Source organism: Streptomyces kaniharaensis, assembly GCF_009569385.1.
GTDB classification, from domain to species: Bacteria; Actinomycetota; Actinomycetes; order Streptomycetales; family Streptomycetaceae; genus Kitasatospora; species Kitasatospora kaniharaensis.
The window spans coordinates 681,191-699,842 of sequence record NZ_WBOF01000003.1; the positions used below are offsets into that span (position 1 = coordinate 681,191).

Genomic DNA, 18,652 nt, shown 5'->3' on the forward strand with positions numbered 1-18,652 from the left:
TTCGCTGCGCATCGACTCCGGACGGTAACTAAGGTCCCTCCTATGATCGTTCAGAGTCCAGCCCGAGTCCGCGGGAAGTACGAACAGCCGATCGCGTCGATCCGGTACGACGACGCATCGGTGCGGAAGGTCCCTTTCGGAGACCTGCGGTTAGCGGATTTCACCTGGTCTGTGCCGTGGAGGAAGTTCCGCTCCGTCCATGGCCAGACGCACTACTCGGGGCGCTACGCATCGGCGACGATGGCCGGCCCAGTGGTCTATGAGAGCCGTCTGGAGCTCGCGCGACTTCTCCTGGCCGACATGGATCCTGCAGTGCGTGGAATCTACGCCCAGCCTTGCCATCTGACGGCCCGGGTCGGTGGCCGGGTACGTCGGCACGTGCCCGACTTCCTGCTGGTCATGGACTCGGGCGTGGTGCGGGTGGTGAACGTCAAACCTGCTGACCGGGCCGCAGATCCGAAGATCGCGGAAGCCTTGGCCTGGCCGGGTGAACTGGTCGGGCGGCACGGCTGGGAGTACGAGATCTGGTCCGGAGCGGATCGGGTGCTGCTGGAGAACGTCCGATTCCTCGCGGCCTACCGCCGTCCAGGGCTGGTCCCGGAGGCCGACATCGAGCGCGCATGGGAGTGCGTGCGGGACGGAGACCGGCTCGGGGTCGCCGAGCGTCGGCTGGCGGCCGGACGGCCGGATCACGAGGCGCGTCCTGCACTGTTGGCACTGGTGTGGTCCGGTCGCCTGACTACTGATCTGTCCCGCCCCCTGAGCGGCGACTGGGTTCTGCGGAGGTCCGCGTGAGTACGTGGACGACGACTCTTCGACCGGGGCTGCCGTTGACCTACGACGGCGAGCAGTTCACCATCGCGGAGATCGAGGGCCGCCGGGTCCTGCTGCAGCAGTCGTCGGCCCACGGCCGCCCCTCGTGGCGGCAGGTCGACCTCTCGGTACTGCTGGCCGATCCCTCGACTGAGTTCCTGGTGGAGGCTCCGCCTGCAGAGCCGGCGGCCGCAGTGCTGCTGAGTGGTCTCAGCGGCGCTGAGGACGATGCGCTCACTGTCCGGTTCCGGCATGTCCAGGAGGTCCGCTGCGGTTATCAGTTGGGTTCTGCCGAACTGGCGTTGGAAGGCGAGCCGCGGCCGGACTACGCCCCGGGGGTGCCGTTGATGCACCGGTACCGGGCGAAGGCCGCAGAGCTGGGAGTCGACCCGGCGACGGTGCGCCGTTGGGTATCCAAGGTCGAGGAAGCCGGCCCGGCGGGGTTGGTGAGCAAGCGTCAGGCCCGAGGCGTCCTGGACCGGGCGGATCCGCGCTGGGTGGAGATGGCGCGATCGGTGATCAAGGGATACGAGAAGTCCAGCCGCCCGGTGCGGGGTCTGGTGCTGATGGAGATCGAGGAGCGTCTGGCCAAGGAGTACGGTCGCGATGCGGTGCGGATCCCGAAGCAGTCAACCGGCTATGCCCTGCTGCGCGAGCTGGGCCGAGGGACGAACGCGTTCGAGGGAAGCACGAAGGGCAAGCGGTCGATCGCGAACAGCCCGCAGGGGGTCTACGGCAGGCTGCGCGCGACGCGTCCTGGTGAGTACGTCGTGCTGGACACCAACAGCCTGGACGTCTTCGCGATGGAGCCGGTGACCTGCAGGTGGGTGCGGTGCGAGCTCACCATCGCCATGGACCTCTACAGCAAGGTGATCACCGGACTGCGGCTGACACCGGTGTCGACGAAGTCGACGGATGTGGCCGGCGTCCTGTTCGAGACGATCCGCCCCCGCGAAGTGCCGGACGACCGGGGCGAGCCGCTTCCGTACTGCGGCGTCCCATCCACCGTGGTGTTGGACGCTGAAAAGCTGGTGGACGCCCACGGCCAACCGCTGCTGCCGCCTGTCGCCGCGGAGACGATCATCTACGACCACGGCAAGGTCTACGTCTCGAACCACATCGCGAGCGTCTGCGCGAAACTCGACATCTCTCTGCAGCCGGCGCGTCCGTATACGCCCACCGACAAGCCGGTGGAGCGGTGGTTCAAAACGCTCAACCAGGGCCTGCTGGCGGCACTGCCCGGCTACAAGGGCCCGGACGTGCACAGTCGGGGGGAGAAGGTCGAGGAGGAGGCGTACTTCTTCCTGGACGAGCTGGAGGCGATCATCCGCGAGTGGATCACGCTGATCTATCACAGGCGGGTCCACCGAGGGCTGACGATCCCGGAGGTCCCGGGTCTGAAGCTGAGCCCGCTGGAGATGTTCGAACACGGGGTGACCAGGGCGGGACCGTTGCGGATCCCGTCCCGGCCGGGGCTCGCGTTCGAGTTCCTGGAGGAGGAGTGGTGCCCCATCCACCGCTACGGGGTGGAAGTCAACGGGCTGCGCTACAACGGCCCGGGGCTCAACGACTACCGCAACCAGATCAGCGCGCACCGCGGCGAGCATGCCGGCAAGTGGCCGGTCGGGGTGGACCGCGCCGACATCAGGAAGATCTACTTCCAGGACCCGAAAGCCCCGCACCTATGGCATCGGCTGGACTGGGAACACGCCCCGGCCTTGAACGGGCCGGCCAGCCTGGAGGCGTTGAAGTACGCGCGGCGAATCGCGGCCAAGACACACCGGTTCCCGGACACCAAGCGCGCCCTGATCGAGTTGCTGGAACGCTGGGGCACGGGGCTGACCGCAGACCGCACCGAGCGGCGGATGGCGGTGCGACTTTCGCAGGAACGCCTGCATCTGGTCACTGAGGACGCCCCGGCCGACGCCGTCGCCGACCTTCCTTCTGTGCGCCGCCTGGCTGCCCTGAACGCCCCGGTGGAGAGCAGAGACCAGCAAACCGCGCCGGAGTTGCACCTGGTCGCGCCGGGCGACGCGGATCTGGGCGGGGACGACGACGAGGACGGGGAGTGCGACGCTGCCCTCCCCGGCGACGGCGCCGCCCAGATCGATGAGGACGACTACTACGCCGACGTCTGGGACATCCGTTGAGCACGGAGGCTGGCATCGAGCCGTTCGAGGGCGATGACCGCCAGTACACCCCCACCCGGTTGGCGGGCTGGCTGCAGGAGGTCAACGGACCGGACCGCATCCAGCCCGAGCAGCTCACCCGTGCCCAGCTCGCCGACCTGTCACCCCGGGAGCTGCTGGTGCACAACGACGGCCGGGAGGTATGGCACGCCAACATCGGCCCTATCGAAACACCCCAACTCCTCTCCCTTCACGATGGATTGGCGGAGATCGTCGAGTCGAACCGGCAGGACGGCGACAAGACCAAGCCGGCGGCCCTGGTGGACGCCTATCCGGGGCTCGGCAAGAGCACGGCGGTTCGGGCCTACGGACGTGCTCTGTTCCGCAAACAAGTGGCCCTGCGTGGGGAGACCACACCCAGCGGACACCGCAGAGTCCCCATCATCTACATCGCGCTGAGCGGCAACACCCGGATCCGGGGGCTGAACGCGGCAATCTGCCGCTTTTACGGCCTGCCTGTCACCGGAGACGCCGACACACTGGCCGAACGGGCCGTTGACGCCGTGCTGTCCATGAGGACCTCCGCGATCGTCATCGACGATATCCACTTCCTCGCCGGGGTGAACTCCAACTCGGTCCGCATGGCCAACCAGTTGAAGTACCTGGCGAACGTCTTCCCCGTCACCCTGATTTACGTCGGCGTCGGCGTCCAACATCGCGGTGTGCTGCGTGAAGGATTCTCCGGCCAGCAGACGGAGCTCGCCCAGTTCGGGCGCCGCACCACCCCACTGACCCTGGCGCCCTTCCAGATCGAACACGATCAGGGGCGAACTGAGTGGCAGACCCTGCTCAAGACGATCGAGCAGAAGCTCGTCCTGACCGATAAGTACCCGGGGATGCTCGCCCGGGACCTGTCGGACTACCTCTACGCCCGCTCCACCGGACACTTTGCCTCACTCATGGCACTCATCAACCGCGGTTGCCTGCGCGCGATCCGATCCGGTCGCGAGCGCCTCGACATAGACCTGATGAACCAGGTCAAGAACGACGCCGCTGCCGAGGAGGCCCGCAAGGAACTCCAGGCAGCAATCGAAGCCGGTCTTCTGACCACACACCCGGCGCCGAAGCCGCAGCGTCGAAGGAAGTCGGCATGAAGGAGTGGACCGACCAGCGGATCCCGATCTGGGTGCCTCCTCTGCCCGGAGAAGCACTGGACAGTTGGCTGGAGGCATACGCACGGCGGCTGAGGGTGACCACCCACGTCTTCATGGCCTTCGTTGGGCTCCGGGGGTCCCGCCCCTCACGCATGACCGAACGCCTGAGCGGAAGTGAACGCGAGATCCTGAGCCAGGTGACCGGGCTGAGCCCACAGGAGCTCGCCGCGATGACGTTGGAACCCTATGAAGGGCTGACGGTCACCTTCAAGTCAGGCCAGGACGGCATGAATCGTCCTCCGACCTGGCGGTACTACGGCACCCACAGCCGGTTCTGCCCGGCCTGCCTGGACGACACCCGCGGCCGGTGGCTGCTGGCCTGGCGCCAGCCTTGGTCGTTCGCCTGCCTGCGGCACCGCCGTCTCTTGCTGGAGCGATGCCCCGCCTGCGAGCAGTTCGTCCGCGCGCAGGGAACCCGCGTCGGCGGCCCCTCGAAACCGGCGCACTGCACCCGAGGCCGGCACCGCACCGAAGGATGCCGCCGAGTCCTCGTCGCCTGCGGATTCTCGCTCGCCCAGTCACCTGCCCAAATTCTGCCGGCATCCGGCCTGGTCCTTCAGGCTCAGCAGCACGTCGATGCTCTGCTCCAGGACCGCTTCTCCCAACCGGGTTCGGCGCGAACGCAGTTGCACGACATGTACTCCCTGGGCTGGCGATCCCTTGCCGGTCTTGCTACCGACCTCGGCTCAGCACCGCGGGTCGTCCACCAGGTGCTGGAGGAGACCGGTGGCGCAATGCCGATCCAGACTCACGCCCAGGACGCCACCGACGTCCGCAGCATCGCCATCGGGACGGCGCTGGCCCGCCTGGCCGACCCACGTCCCACACCGGCCGACCCGAAGCTGTTCGAATGGATCCTCAAGACCAGCGACCAGTTGAGCACCGCTCAGGACGGCTCCAGTCCGAGCTCTCGCGCCACCGCCTGGAGACGAGCCAGCCCGCACCTCTCCGGATACGCCCTGGCTCGCCTCGATGCCGACCTGACCCTCATCGCACGAGTGCGTTACGGCACTGCCGCACCCCGTCCCTACTGGAGAAGCCTCACCCAAGACCAGATCCGTCGGCGGGCTGCCTCGCTGCCCGACAAGCTCTGGCCGTCCTGGACCATGCGCCTCCTTACACCCGCCCTGGCCAATGGCCGGTCAGCTGACAGGTTCCGACGAGCCGCCAGCACCCTGCTCATGCTTCCCGGCACCCGCCTGGACTATGGCCCCGCCACCGCGCTCCTGGACCACAAGCCCAACGCCAAGGCGCGCAGGATGCTGGACTCCTACCCCCAGGACGTGCTGGCTTCCGTGATCGCTCAACTGGCTTGGGCGATTGACGAACAGGGGGCTCCCATCGACTACGCCCGCCGCCGCAGGCTCTTCCGAGAGGACACCATCCGACTCGACCTCCCAGCCCTCAACACCATCTCCACCAAGCTCGGTTGGGACTCCGAGCCCGCCCGAACGAGGCTCATCCGATGGCATCTTCTTGACCTCCTCCTCGGCTCTTCTCCGGAATCCGTCCAGGACAAGATCACGACTCATCACCGATTCCGGCTACACATGCCTCGACCGTTGAAAGACTTCCTCCATGACCAAGCCGAGGCCAATCTGGAGCGATTCGGGATCGACGAGCCGGTCCGCTGGGAACCCCCGGACGACTGGGCCACCGTCGACACCTGGCCGGGATTCGACAGCGACAACATCGATCACGGTCTTGCGTCCCACCTTGCGGCAGCGGGCTTCTCTGAAGCCCTCCTGGTCCGAGAGCTCGGTCTCACCACGACCCACTTCAGGCTCTACTGCGAAAGCCTCGGCATCACCATCACGCCCTCACCCAAGCCGGCCCGCCGACCCACCGGCCGCACCAGAGGCAAGGGCGTCCCGAGAGTCGGCCCGCTCGCTCCCGACCAGCTACACGATCGCTACATCAAGCAGAAGATGACGACAGCTCAGATAGGCCGACTCGCGGGCTGCAGTGGCAGCACGGTCAGCCAAGCCCTCCGAGAAGCAGGAATTTCGACCCCGCAGCGTCGTCCCAACGGTGTCTTCGAACGCACTATCGACCGTGACTGGCTCGAAACCGAGTACCGCATCAAGGGCCGAAGCGCCCCAGACATCGCACGCGAGCTCGGTCTCCACAAGAACCCAGTCATCAAGCTGATCAAGAAGTACGAAATCCCCCGGAACACCCCGGGGCTGCACTCCAACCCTTTCGCACCGCTCGACATCCAGCTCTCGCCGACCATGGCAGCCGTCAACCGCACCCCGAACTGCGTTCAACGACTCCGCCATCTGATCCAACTCCCCGGACAGCCACACGTTGCGGCGGCAGCCAAAGCACTGGGGCTGCGCGACAGCGTCCTGCGCTACCAGATCAACGCCATCGAGAAGACGACAGGATTCCCCGTGATCACATGGAGAACCAGCCCGCTCGCGGCCACCGCTCCCGGCCGTGAGCTCCTCGCAGAAGCCGAGCTCCTGCTACTTCTGCTCGACCGCCACTCATCACAGACAGTTACTGGCGAACCGCAGCCAGGGAGGCGTAGTGCGCACTGACAGCGGACACAGCCAGTGCGCATCAGCCTCGACTCTCGACGTTCCCGCAGGATGCGATGCGCATGCAGTCGCGGACCCTATAGCCGGGCGGTCCTCGTGACGTCGGTTCAGACTAGGCCCTGCTGTTCGGAAAAACGCGCCCGCGCCGGCGAAGAACCGGTCCAACAGCCGGCAGTCGGTGGTGACGTCCAGCACCGTGAACGGGTCGGGGAAGGCGTAGCCGGGGACGATGCCGTCCAGGATGCCCCGTACTGCTGGATGCCACCGCGCGATCGGGTTGGATCACCACCCCGGCGGGTGTCGCAGCGGTCACCGCGTCGGGAATCGCGCGGTGGGCTTCGTTGCCAGGAGCGAGGGTGACATCAGGTGCGACCGCGTTCACCCGCACGCCGTGGAGCCCGTACTCGGCGGCCCAGCCGCGTGTGAGCTGCTCGTCGGCCGGCTTGGTCGCGGTGCACACGGCCGCGAAGGATCCGCTGGCCCGGGCCGTCCATGAGCCGATGTTGACGATCACTCCGCTGCCGCGCTCGGCCATAGTCGGAGCGATGGCCCCGACCAGGACGTTGGGCGCGCTTGTTGACCGCGAGCATGGCGCCGAGGTGACCGTCGGTCAGGTCCGCGATGGCGATCGCCCCGGTACAGGCCGGCGTTGTTGGCCAGCATGTCGATACGCCCGTCGAGTACGGCGGTGACCTCCTTCGATAGGCAGACCCATCTTCGGGGTGTCCACCCGTCGCGGCGGAGCAAGCGCGATGCCGACGCGTCAGCTGGGCGCCTGCGGCCACAGGGTGCGGGTCGGCCAGGCGATTTCGTGCAGCAGGGCGATTGCGTCCGGCAGGTCTCGTGCCGGGGTGCGGCAGCTGCGGCGTGCGGTGCGAACCTGCCAGGTGCCGGCGCCGTCCGGGTGGGCAGTGCCGAGGGGAACGGGTCGGGTGATGTCGGTGACGTCGGTGATGGTCAGCGTTCCATCGGCCCCGGTGGCCCGGTAGCGGCGGCCCATGCATTTGATGACGATGGGGCGCGGCGTCGCCTCGGTGGAGTAGCTTGCCGAGCCGGTTGATGGTGCGCCGGTGGGTTCCTGGGCTGGGGGGAGGTGCTTCAGCATCCGAGGGACCGTCACTTTCGGGTTGTGCATCGTGCCTGAACGTCACCATAGCGCGGTCGGCAGTGCCTCGCGCCCCGTTCAGGCGCTCTTCCCCGATCCAGCGGCCCGGCGCATGCTGGTCCCCGGCAGGACAACGGCGTCCCGCCCATGGGGGTGACATGGACGATCGAGACCTGTTCGAGCGCATCACCCGCGCCGTCCAGCCGGCGCTGGCGCAGGGGCGGGTCGCCCGCTACATCCCGGCGCTGGCCGCGGTAGACCCGCACCGGTTCGGCCTGGCGATCGCGGACACCGACTCGCGGACACCGCGCGGGACCGGGGACTGGCAGGTGCCGTTCTCCATCCAGTCGCTGTCCAAAGTGTTCACCCTCGCCCTGGTACTGGCTGCCGACGGCGAGGCGCTGTGGAGCCGGGTGGGCAAAGAGCCCTCGGGCGCGGCGTTCAACTCCCTGGCACAGCTCGAGCGTGAGCAGGGGATCCCGCGAAACCCGTTCGTCAACGCCGGAGCACTGGTGGTCACCGACCGGCTGCTGACCCTGACCGGGGACGCCCGCGGCACCCTGCGCGACTTCCTGCGCGCGGAGAGCGGCAACCCCCGCATCGACTTCGACGCCGAGGTCGCCTGGAGCGAGAGCCGCCACGGACACCGCAACGCCGCCCTGGCCCACCTGCTCGCCGACCACGGCCGGCTCGACAACCCCGTCCCCGACGTTCTCGACCACTACTTCTGGCAGTGCTCCCTCGCCATGAACTGCCGCGACCTGGCCCTGGCCGCCGGCTTTCTGGCCCGGCACGGCGTGCGCGCGGACAGCACCCGCCTGCTCACCCGCAGCGAGGCCAAGCGCGTCAACGCCGTCATGCTGATCGGCGGCACCTACGACGCCGCCGGCGAGTTCGCCCACCGCGTGGGCCTGCCCGCCAAGAGCGGCGTAGGCGGCGGCATCATCGCCGTCATCCCCGGCCGCTGCACCCTGTGCACCTGGGGCCCCGCACTGGACGACCACGGCAACTCCATCGCCGGCATCACCGCCCTCGACACCCTGACCACCGTCACCGGTTGGTCCATCTTCTGAGGAGATATACCCCGCTGGCCGGCGAAACGAGTCCGGGCACAGCACTCGAGAGGTGCATCCCCGAGGGCTGGGTCAAAACGAGACACAGGCCCCCAGGGATGACGGCGGGTCGGGTCCCGCTGCTTGGCGGAGGGCGGTGCGGCCGAGACACGCGGTGGGGCAAGGCGGGGCTGGCCGAGGGCGGGCCCGGAAGGAGGGTGGCCAACCGGATCCGTTTCGGCGTAGAGGCGGCGTCCCGCCACCGTCAAGGCCGTCGGCAAGGCCAGGACCGGCATCCGCCTCTCGCCGGGCTGGACGTTCTGGGGAGTCGATAAGCCGTTGACACGACCCGTCGGGCTCGGCCCTTCCGGTCCAACCTCTTGGCTGTGTCGGTGTTCTGCCCCTTCAGTCCTGCTCGGCTCCGGCAGGGCGAGGCGGGGCGGGGCGGCTGGCGTTCGGCGCAGCGCACCCGCTCGCGGCCGGCGTCCCCGCCCTGTCGGGACCACTGGCCCACCGGTGGGTTCCGTCGGTCCCTGGGCCCGGACGAGGACCGGGGGCACAGTGGTGGGGCAGCCGAGCGGCGATCGTTTCCCGCCGGGCACCCGCGGGCTCCGCCCACCGAACCGTTGACGAAGGAGTACAGGCATGACCGCCGTTTCCGGGCCCGCCGGTCGGGTCCAGTCCTTCCGCCGCCACCTGCGGCAGGCGCTCGGGAAGGATCACAACCCGTTGATCCGCCCGGTCGACCGCTCACGCAGCCGCGCCGCGCTGTTGACCGTGCTCGGCATCGGGCTGGCCGTACTCGGGAGCGCCGGCGCCGCGGCAGCCGACTTCTCCACCGTCCGGCACCGGGTCTCCGTGAGGGCCGCCCACCTGCACCGGGTCCAGGCGGTCGTGCTCACCCCGGCCCAGCGGCGGACCGACAGCGACACCGGCAAGAAGCGGTACGAGGCCGGTGCCGTCTGGGCCGGGCCCGGCGGCCCGAACAACACGGGCACCGTCACGGTTCCGCGTGGCACCACCCCTGGTACGACCGTCGGCATCCTGGTCGACGACACCAGCCGATTCGCGCCGCCCCCACCCAAAACCGCCGAGATCGTCGCCGACGCGGCCTGCCTGGGGCTGTTCACCCTCGGCAGCCTCGTCGCTGTCCTCGGCGCCGGGCTCGGCATCCGCCTGAATGCCCTGGACCGCCGGGCCGACCAGGCCTGGCAGCACTCCTGGACGCTGTTGGAGCCGTTCTGGAGCGGTCGCGCCCACCGCGACAACCGAACGGGGCGCCCGCACGACGCCCCGACGAACCATCCCAACGACCCTCGTCAATAGGGCCGTCGGACCCCACTGGCCCCACCCGGCATCCGGCACACTGCGATGAGATCTGTACGGCCATGAGCACGGAGCGGTGATGGCGGACGACGCGGCGGCGGGCGCGGGCGACCCGGTGAAGGTGTTCCTCCTGGACGATCACGAGGTCGTACGACGAGGCGTGCACGACCTGCTGGACGCGGAGCCCGGCTTCACGGTGGTCGGCGAGGCCTCCACCGTGGCGCAGGCGCTCGCCCGCGTGCCGGCGCTCAGGCCGGACGTCGCGGTCCTGGACATGCGGCTGCCCGACGGCGACGGCGTGACGGTCTGCCGCGAACTGCGGTCCCGGATGCCCGAGTTGGCCTGCCTGATCCTCACGTCCTTCGACGACGAGGAGGCGCTGCTCGACTCGATCATGGCCGGCGCCGCCGGCTACGTCCTCAAGCAGATCAGCGGCACCGACCTCGTCTCGGCGGTCCGCACCGTGGCCTCCGGCCAGTCCATGCTCGACCCCGGTGCCGCCACCCGGCTGATGGCCAGACTGCGCGGCGAGGCCGCTCAGCAGCCGTCCGACGGCCCGCACCTCACCGACCGCGAGCGGGAAATCCTCGCCCTGGTCGGCGAGGGCCTGACCAACCGGCAGATCGGCCAGCGGCTCTATCTCGCCGAGAAGACCGTCAAGAACCACATCTCCCGCCTGCTCGCCAAACTCGGCGTGGAACGCCGAGTCCAGGCCGCCGTGATCGCCACCCAGGTACTATCGGGCCAGGACAACCCGGCGGCCCGCAGGACCGTCTGACCGGCACTCGCGCGTGCCGAAAGCGCGACGGCACGCACCGACTGCGAGCATGCCGGAGGGCCACCGCCTGCGGGCGGTGGCCCTCCGACCTTTCCGCCCGAGCCGTCGCCGACGCGGTTCGAGGCGGGCGAAAGGCCGCTGCACCGCCCCTGCTCGGGTCCGGCTGAAGCGGAGGGAGATATCCCCCCGTGGCCAGTTCAGCTGGGCATGGAGCCCCGCCGACCACCGCCACCCTGCTATCCAGCACAAGGCCTTGTGGATCGACAGCGCCCCAAATGAGGACAGCCGCATACCGGACCGGCCGGCCAAGTCCACACTCTTCGGCGATGAGCCGACATATCGCTGGCTGGAGCTCAGCCTCGGCAGTGGTCCGAGCGCTTGGCCAGTCTCACCAAGAAACCTTCACGCCGTAGCGATCCGGCGGCCGGTGACCTCGTCGGGCCGGACCCGCACCCACAGTGGCCGGGAGCCACCGGCCCATGGTGTCGTGCCGGGCAGCGCCGAGAGTCGCTGCTCCTCGTCCAGGTCGTCGACGTGGTGGGCCTCGCCGAGGATGAGGACGCTCCAGCCACGGCTCCGACGTTCATCGATGTGATCCACCTGGAAGGAGACCGGCGAGCCCTCGGACGGGGCTGCGGCGCCCCCGGGAGCCGTGCGGTAGACGACCGTTCCGGCGTCCACCGCGTAGTTGACCGGGAGCACCAACGGCCCCGGCTGGACGGGGAGACCGACCCGGCCGACACCGTGGGTGCCGATCAGCTCCCAGCACTGCGGCTCGGTGAGGTGGAGCAGCATCGGGCGCGGGCCGGGCTCCGTCTGCTCTGGTTCCGCCTGCCCCGGTGTGGCATCGGGGCGCCGACCCGACAGCAACTCCGGCCAGGCCATCCCGAGCACGGCGGCAATCCGGACGAACCCCGGCGGGTCGAACTCCGGTCCGGCCCGCAGGAGTTGGCGCAGGTAGGCCGGCGCCATGGCCGCCCGGTGGGCCAGCATCTGGTCGCTCAGGCCGAGATGGTCACGGCGCTGGACGACGCGGCGGGCGATGTCGCCGGGGTCGAAAGCGGTCCGTCATGGTGCACCTTCCTCCTCACGTCATCGAGCACGTTCACGCCCCTGTCAGGCCGGGGCCGTGAGGCGGAGTTCGACGCCCACCACGCCCGGCACGGACCGCACCAGCCGCTCCAGGACGGGCGCGGTGACGGCGTCGGGCAGGTCGCCGGACAGGGTGATGCGTCCGTCCGTGGACCGCACGTCGATGCCCACCGGCGCCGCCGGGCCGAGGGTGGCGGTCAGTTCGAAGCGGACCCGATCGGCGAGCTCGCGGTCGTCCTCCAGATAGACCTTGAGGAGGTCGCCCCGGCTGACGATGCCCACCAGGTAGTCCTCCTCGTCCACGACCGGAAGCCGCTTGAGGTGCCCGCGGGCCATCGCCCGGGCGGCCTCGTTGATCGGGCTGCCGGGGTGCACGGTGACCGCCGGGACGGACATCATCCGCCCGGCCGTCAGGGCTTCGGCCCGCTCGCCGTCCCGGTCCCGGGCGGTGAGCAGGTCGGCCTCGGAGACCACGCCGATGACCCGGCCGTCGCCGGTCAGCACGGGCACCGCGCTGACCTGCCAGCGTTGCAGGGTCTCGGCGATCTCACGGAAGTCCGCGTCGCGGCCGACCGCCACCACCGCGTGGGTCATGACGTCGCCGACGGTGCTCGGTGTGCGGGTCATGGCTGGCCTCCTACGATGCCGCGCGGTAGGCGCGGGGGTGTTCCAGGTCCGGGCTGGTGTCGTCCTCGGCCCAGTCGAGGGTGTGGTGGACGGCTACCACGCCGTCCACGGCGCGGCACAGCTGCTCGGTGATCGGGATCAGGCTGCGACGGGGCAACCGCCCCTCCAGCGTGACCACGCCCTCGGTCACCGCCACCTGAACGTCGCCGGGAGCGAGCCAGAGGGTCTGGCCGAGCACGTCGTGGTTGATCTCGTCCCGGATGGCCGCGTCGTGGCGCAGGAAGACCTGGAGCAGGTCCCGCCGGCTGACGATGCCGACCACGCGGCCGATCTCGTCGACCACGGGCAGCCGCTTGACCTTGTGCTTGTCCATGGCGCGGGCGGCCTCGGGCACCGACCAGCCCGGGCGGGCGGTGACGGCGGGGCTGGTCATCAGCCCCCCGGCGGTCTCGGCCTCGGCACGGGCACGGTCCTTGGCGTCCAGCCAGCGTCCCGGGAAGCGGCCCTCCGGGTCGGGCAGGACGGCCTCCTTGCGGAGCAGATCGGCCTCCGAGACCATGCCGAGCGGCCGGCCCTGGTCGTCGATCACCGGGATGGCGGTGATGTCGTTGCGGTGGAACAGCGCCGCGATCTCCTTGAACGGCGTGTCGGGCCGGGCGGTGACGACCTCACGGGTCATCACGTCATTGACGCTGCGGTGCTGCATCGTCCTCACTCCTCCTCGGATGGTCCCGTCTTTACTGTCCGACCACCGGAGGCCGCCGGACAGGGCCGGACGGTCCCTACCGCCTGGGCCGGTCCGGCCCAGGACAGCGCGGCCGGGCGGCGCGACGATGGGAGGGACCTCGACCCGTGCTGGAGGCGGCCATGACGACGGACACCGGCGAGCCCCGACCGCAGCCCCGACCGGGCCTGCTGACCTTCCTGGGCGGCGTGGGCACCGTCACCGGCAGCAAGTTCCTGGTCGAGACGGACCACGCCCGCCTGATGATCGACTGCGGCCTGTTCCAGGGCCTGGCCGAGCTGCGCCGCCGCAACCGCCGCCCGTTGCCGCTCGACCCCGCCGACGTCCGGGCCGTCGTGCTCACCCACGCACACCTCGACCACTGCGGCTACCTGCCCCGGCTGGTCCGCGACGGCTTCCGCGGGCCGGTGCTCACCACCCCCGACACCGCCCGGATCGCCGAGCTGATCCTGCGCGACAGCGCCCACCTGCTGCGCGAGGAGGCGGACCACGCCAACGAGCACGGCTGGTCCAAACACCGGCCCGCCCAGCCTCTCTACGACGACGAGGACGTCGAGAACACGCTGCGGATGTTCGACCCCGTCCCGCTGGACACCGACGTCGAGATCACCGCCGGCATCGTCCTCCGGCTGCACCGCGCCGGACACATCCTCGGCTCCGCCTGGGCCCACGTGGTACTTGAGGACGGCCGCACCATCGCCGCCAGCGGCGACCTCGGTCGCCCCGTCCACCCGCTGCTGCGCCCGCCCGAGCCGTTCACCGGCGCCGACGTGCTGCTCATGGAGTCCACGTACGGCCACCGGCACCACGAGGAGACGGCCGCCCGCGAGTGGTTCGCCCGTGCGCTGGAACGTACCCTCGCCCGCGGCGGCACCGTCGTCATCCCCTCCTTCGCCGTCGATCGCACCGAGGTCGTCCTGCACCAGCTGACCGAGCTGCGCCGGACAGGCCGGCTGCCCGCCAACGTGCCCGTGTACGTGGACAGCCCGATGGCGCTCGCCACCCTCCAGATCTACCGGGAGGCCTTCGCCACCGCCTCCGACCAGCTGCGCCCCGACGTCCTCGCTCAGGGCCCGACCGCCCTCGACCCGGAACCGTTCACGCTGATCCACTCGCTCCAGGACTCACTCGCCCTCGACCGTGCCCACAGCCCCGCCGTCATCGTCTCCGCCTCCGGCATGGCCACCGGCGGCCGCGTCGTCCACCACCTGCGCCGCCTGCTCCCCGACGCCCGCAACACCGTCGTCGTGGTCGGTTACGCCGCCGAGGGCACCCGCGCCCGGGATCTGGTGGACGGCGCCCGCACGCTGAAGATGTACGGGACGTACGTGCCGGTGCGGGCCGAGGTCGTCAACGTCCCCGCCTTCTCCGCGCACGCCGACGCCGCCGAGATCATCGACTGGCTCCGTGCGGCCCCGCCGCCGAGTGCGGTCTACCTCGTCCACGGCGAGCCGGAGGGCTCCCAGGCGCTGCGCGACCGGATCGACCGCGAACTCGGCTGGACGGCCGTGGTCCCGCGCTCGGGCGAGCGGGTGCTGATCCGCTGACGTCAGGCAGGTGACGGTGGCTCGGTGTCGTCGAGGTCCCAGGTGAGGTGGTCGGCGAGGCCGGTGAGGCCGTCGATGCGGGCGATCTGGAGGCAGAGGGCGGCGGCGTCACTGCGGGTGCGGGTGCGGCCGCTCACCGAGACCACTCCGCGTTCGCAGCGGACGTGCAGCGAGCCGGGGAAAACGGCGCTTCCGGGAGTCAGGGCGAGCGCCAGCGCCTCGGAGCGGATCGCCTCGTCCTCGCGGCGCAGCGCGTCGAGCAGATCGTGCGAGGAGAGCAGGCCCGTCAGCCGACCATCGCCGTCCACGACGGGCAGGTGGTGCAGGGAGTGCTCGGTCACCAGGGCCACCGCCTCGGTGACGCTCGTGTCCTCCGTGACGGTGACGGCTGGGGTGGCCATGAGGTCGCGGGCGAGCAGTTCGCCCTTGGTGTCCTCCTCGGCATAGGCGGCGAGGAGGTCGGAGGCGGCGACCACGCCGGTGACCGTGCCGTCCACCGACACCACGGGCACGATGCCGCGCCGCGAGGCGCTCAGTACGGCGGCGACGGTGGCGAAGTCGGTGCCGGGGGTGACGGCGACTGCTGGGTGGGGGCGCCTCCCGGCCGAAGGCTGGGGGAAGCTCATGCAGTCGCGGACCCGGATGCGGCCGGGGGCCCGGTCGGGCTCGGACGCCGGGAATGTGTCGGCCGCCGTGCCGTCGAGGATGCTGTGCTTCACCGTGTTCACTTCCCCTCGGCGGCCGCCGGGCGCCGGAGCCGTCGCAGGTAGGGGTCGAAGGAGGGACGCGGTTCGAGGCGGACCCGGGCGTCCACGCAGACCGCGCCGTCGGGCCGGACGATGACGGGGTTGAGGTCGGCCTCGGCGAGCTCGGGGAAGTCGTCGGCGAGCCGGGACAGCCGGGCGAGGACGGACCGCACGGCGGCCAGGTCGACGGCCGGACCGCCATTGTGCCCGAACAGCAGTGGTGCGCTGCGGAGTTCGGCAACCATCGTGGTCAGGTCGCGCTCGCTCAGCGGGGCGAGCCGGGCCACCCGGTCGGCCAGGACCTCGGTGGCGGTGCCGCCCAGGCCGAGGACGACGAGCGGGCCGAAGACCCGGTCCTGGACCACGCCGGCCAGCAGTTCCAGCCCGGGCGCGGCCATCGGCTGGACCACCGCTCCGGCCAGTTCCGTGCCGAAGCGCCGGGTGAACTCGCGGTAGGCGGAGCGCACTTCGGCGTCCGTGGCGAGGCCCGTGCGGACGGCGCCCACCGCGCTCTTGTGCACCTGGCCGGGCCAGTACGCCTTCAGAGCCACCTTTCCCTCGTGCCCGAGCCTGCGCAGCCCGGCGGCGGTGACGACCGTCATGTGTTCGTCGCGGGCCCACACGGACGTGGTCAGCGGCAGGCCGTAGCCCTCCAGCAGGTCGGCGGTGGACAGCGGGTCGAGCCAGCCGCCCTCGGGATGGGCGGTGAGGTAGCCGTCCACCAGGCTGCGGGCGGTGCGCCGGTCGCAGTCCGGGGCGTCGGCCGGTACGGACAGAGGCTCGGCGAGCCAGCGGGCGCGGTCCTGGGCGTGGCCGAGGGCGCGGGCGGCGGCGACGGTGTCCGAGTAGACCGGAAGCGCGCCGCCGTCGGCGCAGGTGAGGTAGCGGACGGGCACCTGCTGGTCGAGCAGCACGGCGGCGACCGGGACGCGGCGGCCGGCCGGGCCGTCCAGCAGGGCGCGCAGCGGATCCTGTTCCGGGGTGGCGCAGAGCGCCGTCGGCACCAGGCACACCAGGACGGCGTCGACGGCTGGTTCACCCTCCAACGCCTGTAGGAAGCGGGCCAGTTCGGCGGGGCGCACGGCTGCCGTGGTGTCCACCGGGTTTCGTATGGAGGCTCCGTCTGGGAGCAACGCCGCCAGGCGCTGCGGGAGTTCGGGCAGCACCAAGCCGGCTTCCGCGCAGGCGTCCGCGGCCAGGATGCCGATGCCGCCGGCGTTGGACACCACGGCGACCGCGCCGCGCGGAGCCGGCAGCGGCTGGGCGTGCAACAGCGCGGCGGCCTCGACGAGTTCGTCGATGCTGTGGGTCGCCGTGATGCCCGCCTGCCGGAACAGCGCCTCCCGGGTGACGGTGCGGGTGGCGGCGGCCGCGGTGTGCGAGGCGGCGCCGCGGCGGCCGGCGGTCGAGCGCCCGGCGTCGACGGTGAGCACCGGGATCGTGCGGGTGACGCGGCGGGCGGTGCGGGCGAAGGCGCGCGGGTTGCCGAAGGACTCCAGGTGGAGCAGAGCGAGATCGGTGCGGCCGTCCGCCTCCCACCACTGGAGCAGGTCGTCGCCGCTGACGTCGTACTTGTCGCCGAGCGAGACGAAGCTCGACACCCCGACGCCCAGCCAGGTCAGCCGTTCCAGCAGGGCGATCCCGACGCCGCCGCTCTGGACGGCGACCCCGGCGGTCCCGGGTTTCGGGAACGCCCCGCCGAACTCGGCGTCCAGCCGGACGGCGGGATCGGCCTGGGCCAGGCCGAGGCTGTTCGGGCCGACCAGGCGCATGCTGTGCCGGCGGCAGGCGCGCATCAGTCGCCGTGCGTCCTGCGGGCCGAGCCCGGAGGTGAGTACCACCAGCGCCCGGACCCCGGCGTCGCCGCACTCCTCGGCTACCTCCCCCACCGCCGCGGCCGGGACGGCCAGCACGGCGAGGTCCGGCACGGCGGGCAGCGCGGCGACGGACGGGTAGGCGGGCTCGCCGTCGATCTCCTCGGCCCGCGGGTTGACCGCCCAGACCGCGCCGGTGAAGCCGCCCCGCCGGATCTTCCCGAGGACGGTCCGCCCGACCGACCCCTCCCGGCGGGATGCCCCGACCACCGCGACCGAGGCCGGACGCAGCAGCGCCGCCAGGCTGGCCACGTCGGCGCGACGCCCTCGTTCGTCCACCGCCGTGCGGTAGCGCTCGTCCGCCTCGTCCAGCGGCACCCGGATCCTGACCTCGCCCTGTGCGAAGCGGCGCTGGACGGGCAGGCCGAGGTCGGCGAAGACCCGGTGGACGGCCCGGTTGCCGCTCAGGGTGTCGGCCTCGAAGAAACGGATGCCGACGGCCCGGGCGGTGTGCACGAGGTGTTCCAGCAGCAGGGTGGCCACGCCCCGGTGGTGCCACCGGTCGGCCACCGCCAGCGCCAGCTCCGCCGTCTCCGGCGGGTCCTCCAGTCGTTCGCAGTCCGCCTCGCCGACCAGTTCCTCCCCCGCCCAGGCGCCGAGCGCCAGCAGCCCGGTCCTCGGAGGCCCGCAGAGTCGGTCGGCGGCCTGTCCCGGCGCGTTGCGACTGACCCCGAAGAACCGCATCCGGCGGCTCGCCTCGGACATCCCCTCGGTGTGGAGGTCCAGGACCGCCTGGTGGTCCTGCGGGCCGAGCGGCCGGATCCCGATCGTGGTGCCGTCGGCCAGCAGGGCCTCGGCGGTGGTCTGCGGCGGGTGGACGGTGGACATGGCGCAACTCCTCGGCCGTCGCCGTTCTGCTCCTCCAGCCTCCGACCCCGTCGTTCACGAGGGGAGGGCCGACCGGCCCCGCCCGCACCGCCGATGGGGGTACCCGCCCCCAGGACGAAGGCCGCGCCGCCCCGCCCCCGCATAGAGCCGGCGGATGGCGGCGAGCGGCCCGGCGGCGCGGTGCGCAGACTGGAGTCAGGCCGGTCGGCACGGAGGTCACGAGGTGGCAG

The 18,652-nt window shown here is 70.9% G+C and carries 15 protein-coding genes and 1 pseudogene; 9 read left to right on the forward strand and 7 right to left on the reverse strand.

Going from position 1 to position 18,652, the window contains the following annotated elements:
- The first annotated feature begins 42 nt into the window (after nt 1–42).
- The 4 genes from F7Q99_RS34260 to F7Q99_RS34275 are packed head-to-tail and all read left to right on the forward strand — an operon-like array spanning nt 43 to nt 6,702.
- Nucleotides 43–795 (forward strand): TnsA-like heteromeric transposase endonuclease subunit, encoded by a 753-nt coding sequence (locus tag F7Q99_RS34260; protein ID WP_153463685.1) that lies wholly within the window; start codon nt 43–45, stop codon nt 793–795.
- Nucleotides 792–2,963 carry a helix-turn-helix domain-containing protein gene (locus tag F7Q99_RS34265; RefSeq protein WP_326846940.1) on the forward strand — a complete coding sequence of 724 codons (2,172 nt, stop codon included), beginning with the start codon at nt 792–794 and terminating at the stop codon, nt 2,961–2,963. The genes F7Q99_RS34260 and F7Q99_RS34265 overlap by 4 nt, the downstream gene beginning before the upstream one ends.
- Nucleotides 2,960–4,096, forward strand: coding sequence for an ATP-binding protein (locus tag F7Q99_RS34270; protein WP_153463678.1), 1,137 nt, complete (start codon nt 2,960–2,962; stop codon nt 4,094–4,096). Before F7Q99_RS34265 ends, F7Q99_RS34270 begins: the two co-directional genes overlap by 4 nt.
- Nucleotides 4,093–6,702, forward strand: a complete 2,610-nt coding sequence (locus tag F7Q99_RS34275; protein WP_153463676.1) for a TniQ family protein — start codon at nt 4,093–4,095, stop codon at nt 6,700–6,702. The genes F7Q99_RS34270 and F7Q99_RS34275 overlap by 4 nt, the downstream gene beginning before the upstream one ends.
- A 112-nt stretch (nt 6,703–6,814) precedes the next feature.
- Here the strand turns inward: F7Q99_RS34275 and F7Q99_RS43830 are convergent, their stop codons facing one another.
- Nucleotides 6,815–7,261, reverse strand: coding sequence for an SDR family NAD(P)-dependent oxidoreductase (locus F7Q99_RS43830; protein ID WP_407697912.1), 447 nt, complete (start codon nt 7,259–7,261; stop codon nt 6,815–6,817).
- A 204-nt stretch (nt 7,262–7,465) separates the two neighbouring features.
- Nucleotides 7,466–7,807, reverse strand: coding sequence for a hypothetical protein (locus F7Q99_RS34285; RefSeq protein ID WP_153469106.1), 342 nt, complete (start codon nt 7,805–7,807; stop codon nt 7,466–7,468).
- Nucleotides 7,808–7,965: 158 nt separating this feature from the next.
- Between F7Q99_RS34285 and F7Q99_RS34290 the strand changes: the two genes are divergently transcribed.
- The 4 genes and pseudogenes from F7Q99_RS34290 to F7Q99_RS34300 all read left to right on the forward strand — a co-directional run bounded on the left by F7Q99_RS34290 (nt 7,966) and on the right by F7Q99_RS34300 (nt 10,963).
- A complete protein-coding gene (locus F7Q99_RS34290; protein ID WP_153469109.1) occupies nt 7,966–8,880 on the forward strand; it encodes a glutaminase in 915 nt (304 codons plus the stop codon).
- Nucleotides 8,881–9,068: 188 nt separating this feature from the next.
- Nucleotides 9,069–9,195 (forward strand): annotated as a pseudogene (locus F7Q99_RS42065) (alkene reductase); the annotation flags it as partial.
- A 309-nt stretch (nt 9,196–9,504) separates the two neighbouring features.
- Nucleotides 9,505–10,185 carry an Rv1733c family protein gene (locus tag F7Q99_RS34295; RefSeq protein WP_153469112.1) on the forward strand — a complete coding sequence of 227 codons (681 nt, stop codon included), beginning with the start codon at nt 9,505–9,507 and terminating at the stop codon, nt 10,183–10,185.
- A 79-nt stretch (nt 10,186–10,264) separates the two neighbouring features.
- On the forward strand, nt 10,265–10,963 hold the full coding sequence (locus F7Q99_RS34300; protein ID WP_153469115.1) for a response regulator: 699 nt from the start codon (nt 10,265–10,267) through the stop codon (nt 10,961–10,963).
- Between the two features lie 402 nt (nt 10,964–11,365).
- On the opposite strand, the gene F7Q99_RS34305 is transcribed toward F7Q99_RS34300, so the two are convergent.
- From F7Q99_RS34305 to F7Q99_RS34315, 3 genes are all read right to left on the reverse strand, one after another.
- Nucleotides 11,366–11,956: a pyridoxamine 5'-phosphate oxidase family protein gene (locus F7Q99_RS34305; RefSeq protein ID WP_153469118.1), complete on the reverse strand. Its 591-nt coding sequence runs from the start codon at nt 11,954–11,956 to the stop codon at nt 11,366–11,368.
- A 123-nt stretch (nt 11,957–12,079) separates the two neighbouring features.
- Nucleotides 12,080–12,682 (reverse strand): CBS domain-containing protein, encoded by a 603-nt coding sequence (locus F7Q99_RS34310; protein ID WP_153469120.1) that lies wholly within the window; start codon nt 12,680–12,682, stop codon nt 12,080–12,082.
- Nucleotides 12,683–12,692: 10 nt separating this feature from the next.
- Nucleotides 12,693–13,388 carry a CBS domain-containing protein gene (locus tag F7Q99_RS34315; RefSeq protein ID WP_153469123.1) on the reverse strand — a complete coding sequence of 232 codons (696 nt, stop codon included), beginning with the start codon at nt 13,386–13,388 and terminating at the stop codon, nt 12,693–12,695.
- Nucleotides 13,389–13,549: 161 nt separating this feature from the next.
- Between F7Q99_RS34315 and F7Q99_RS34320 the strand changes: the two genes are divergently transcribed.
- Nucleotides 13,550–14,974, forward strand: a complete 1,425-nt coding sequence (locus F7Q99_RS34320) for an MBL fold metallo-hydrolase RNA specificity domain-containing protein (protein ID WP_153469126.1) — start codon at nt 13,550–13,552, stop codon at nt 14,972–14,974.
- A gap of 2 nt (nt 14,975–14,976) precedes the next feature.
- Here F7Q99_RS34320 and F7Q99_RS43470 read toward each other — a convergent pair whose 3' ends face one another.
- Nucleotides 14,977–15,693, reverse strand: coding sequence for a CBS domain-containing protein (locus F7Q99_RS43470; protein ID WP_153469129.1), 717 nt, complete (start codon nt 15,691–15,693; stop codon nt 14,977–14,979).
- Nucleotides 15,694–15,698: 5 nt separating this feature from the next.
- Nucleotides 15,699–18,422: a bifunctional acetate--CoA ligase family protein/GNAT family N-acetyltransferase gene (locus F7Q99_RS34330; RefSeq protein WP_153469132.1), complete on the reverse strand. Its 2,724-nt coding sequence runs from the start codon at nt 18,420–18,422 to the stop codon at nt 15,699–15,701.
- Between the last annotated feature and the right edge of the window lie 230 nt (nt 18,423–18,652).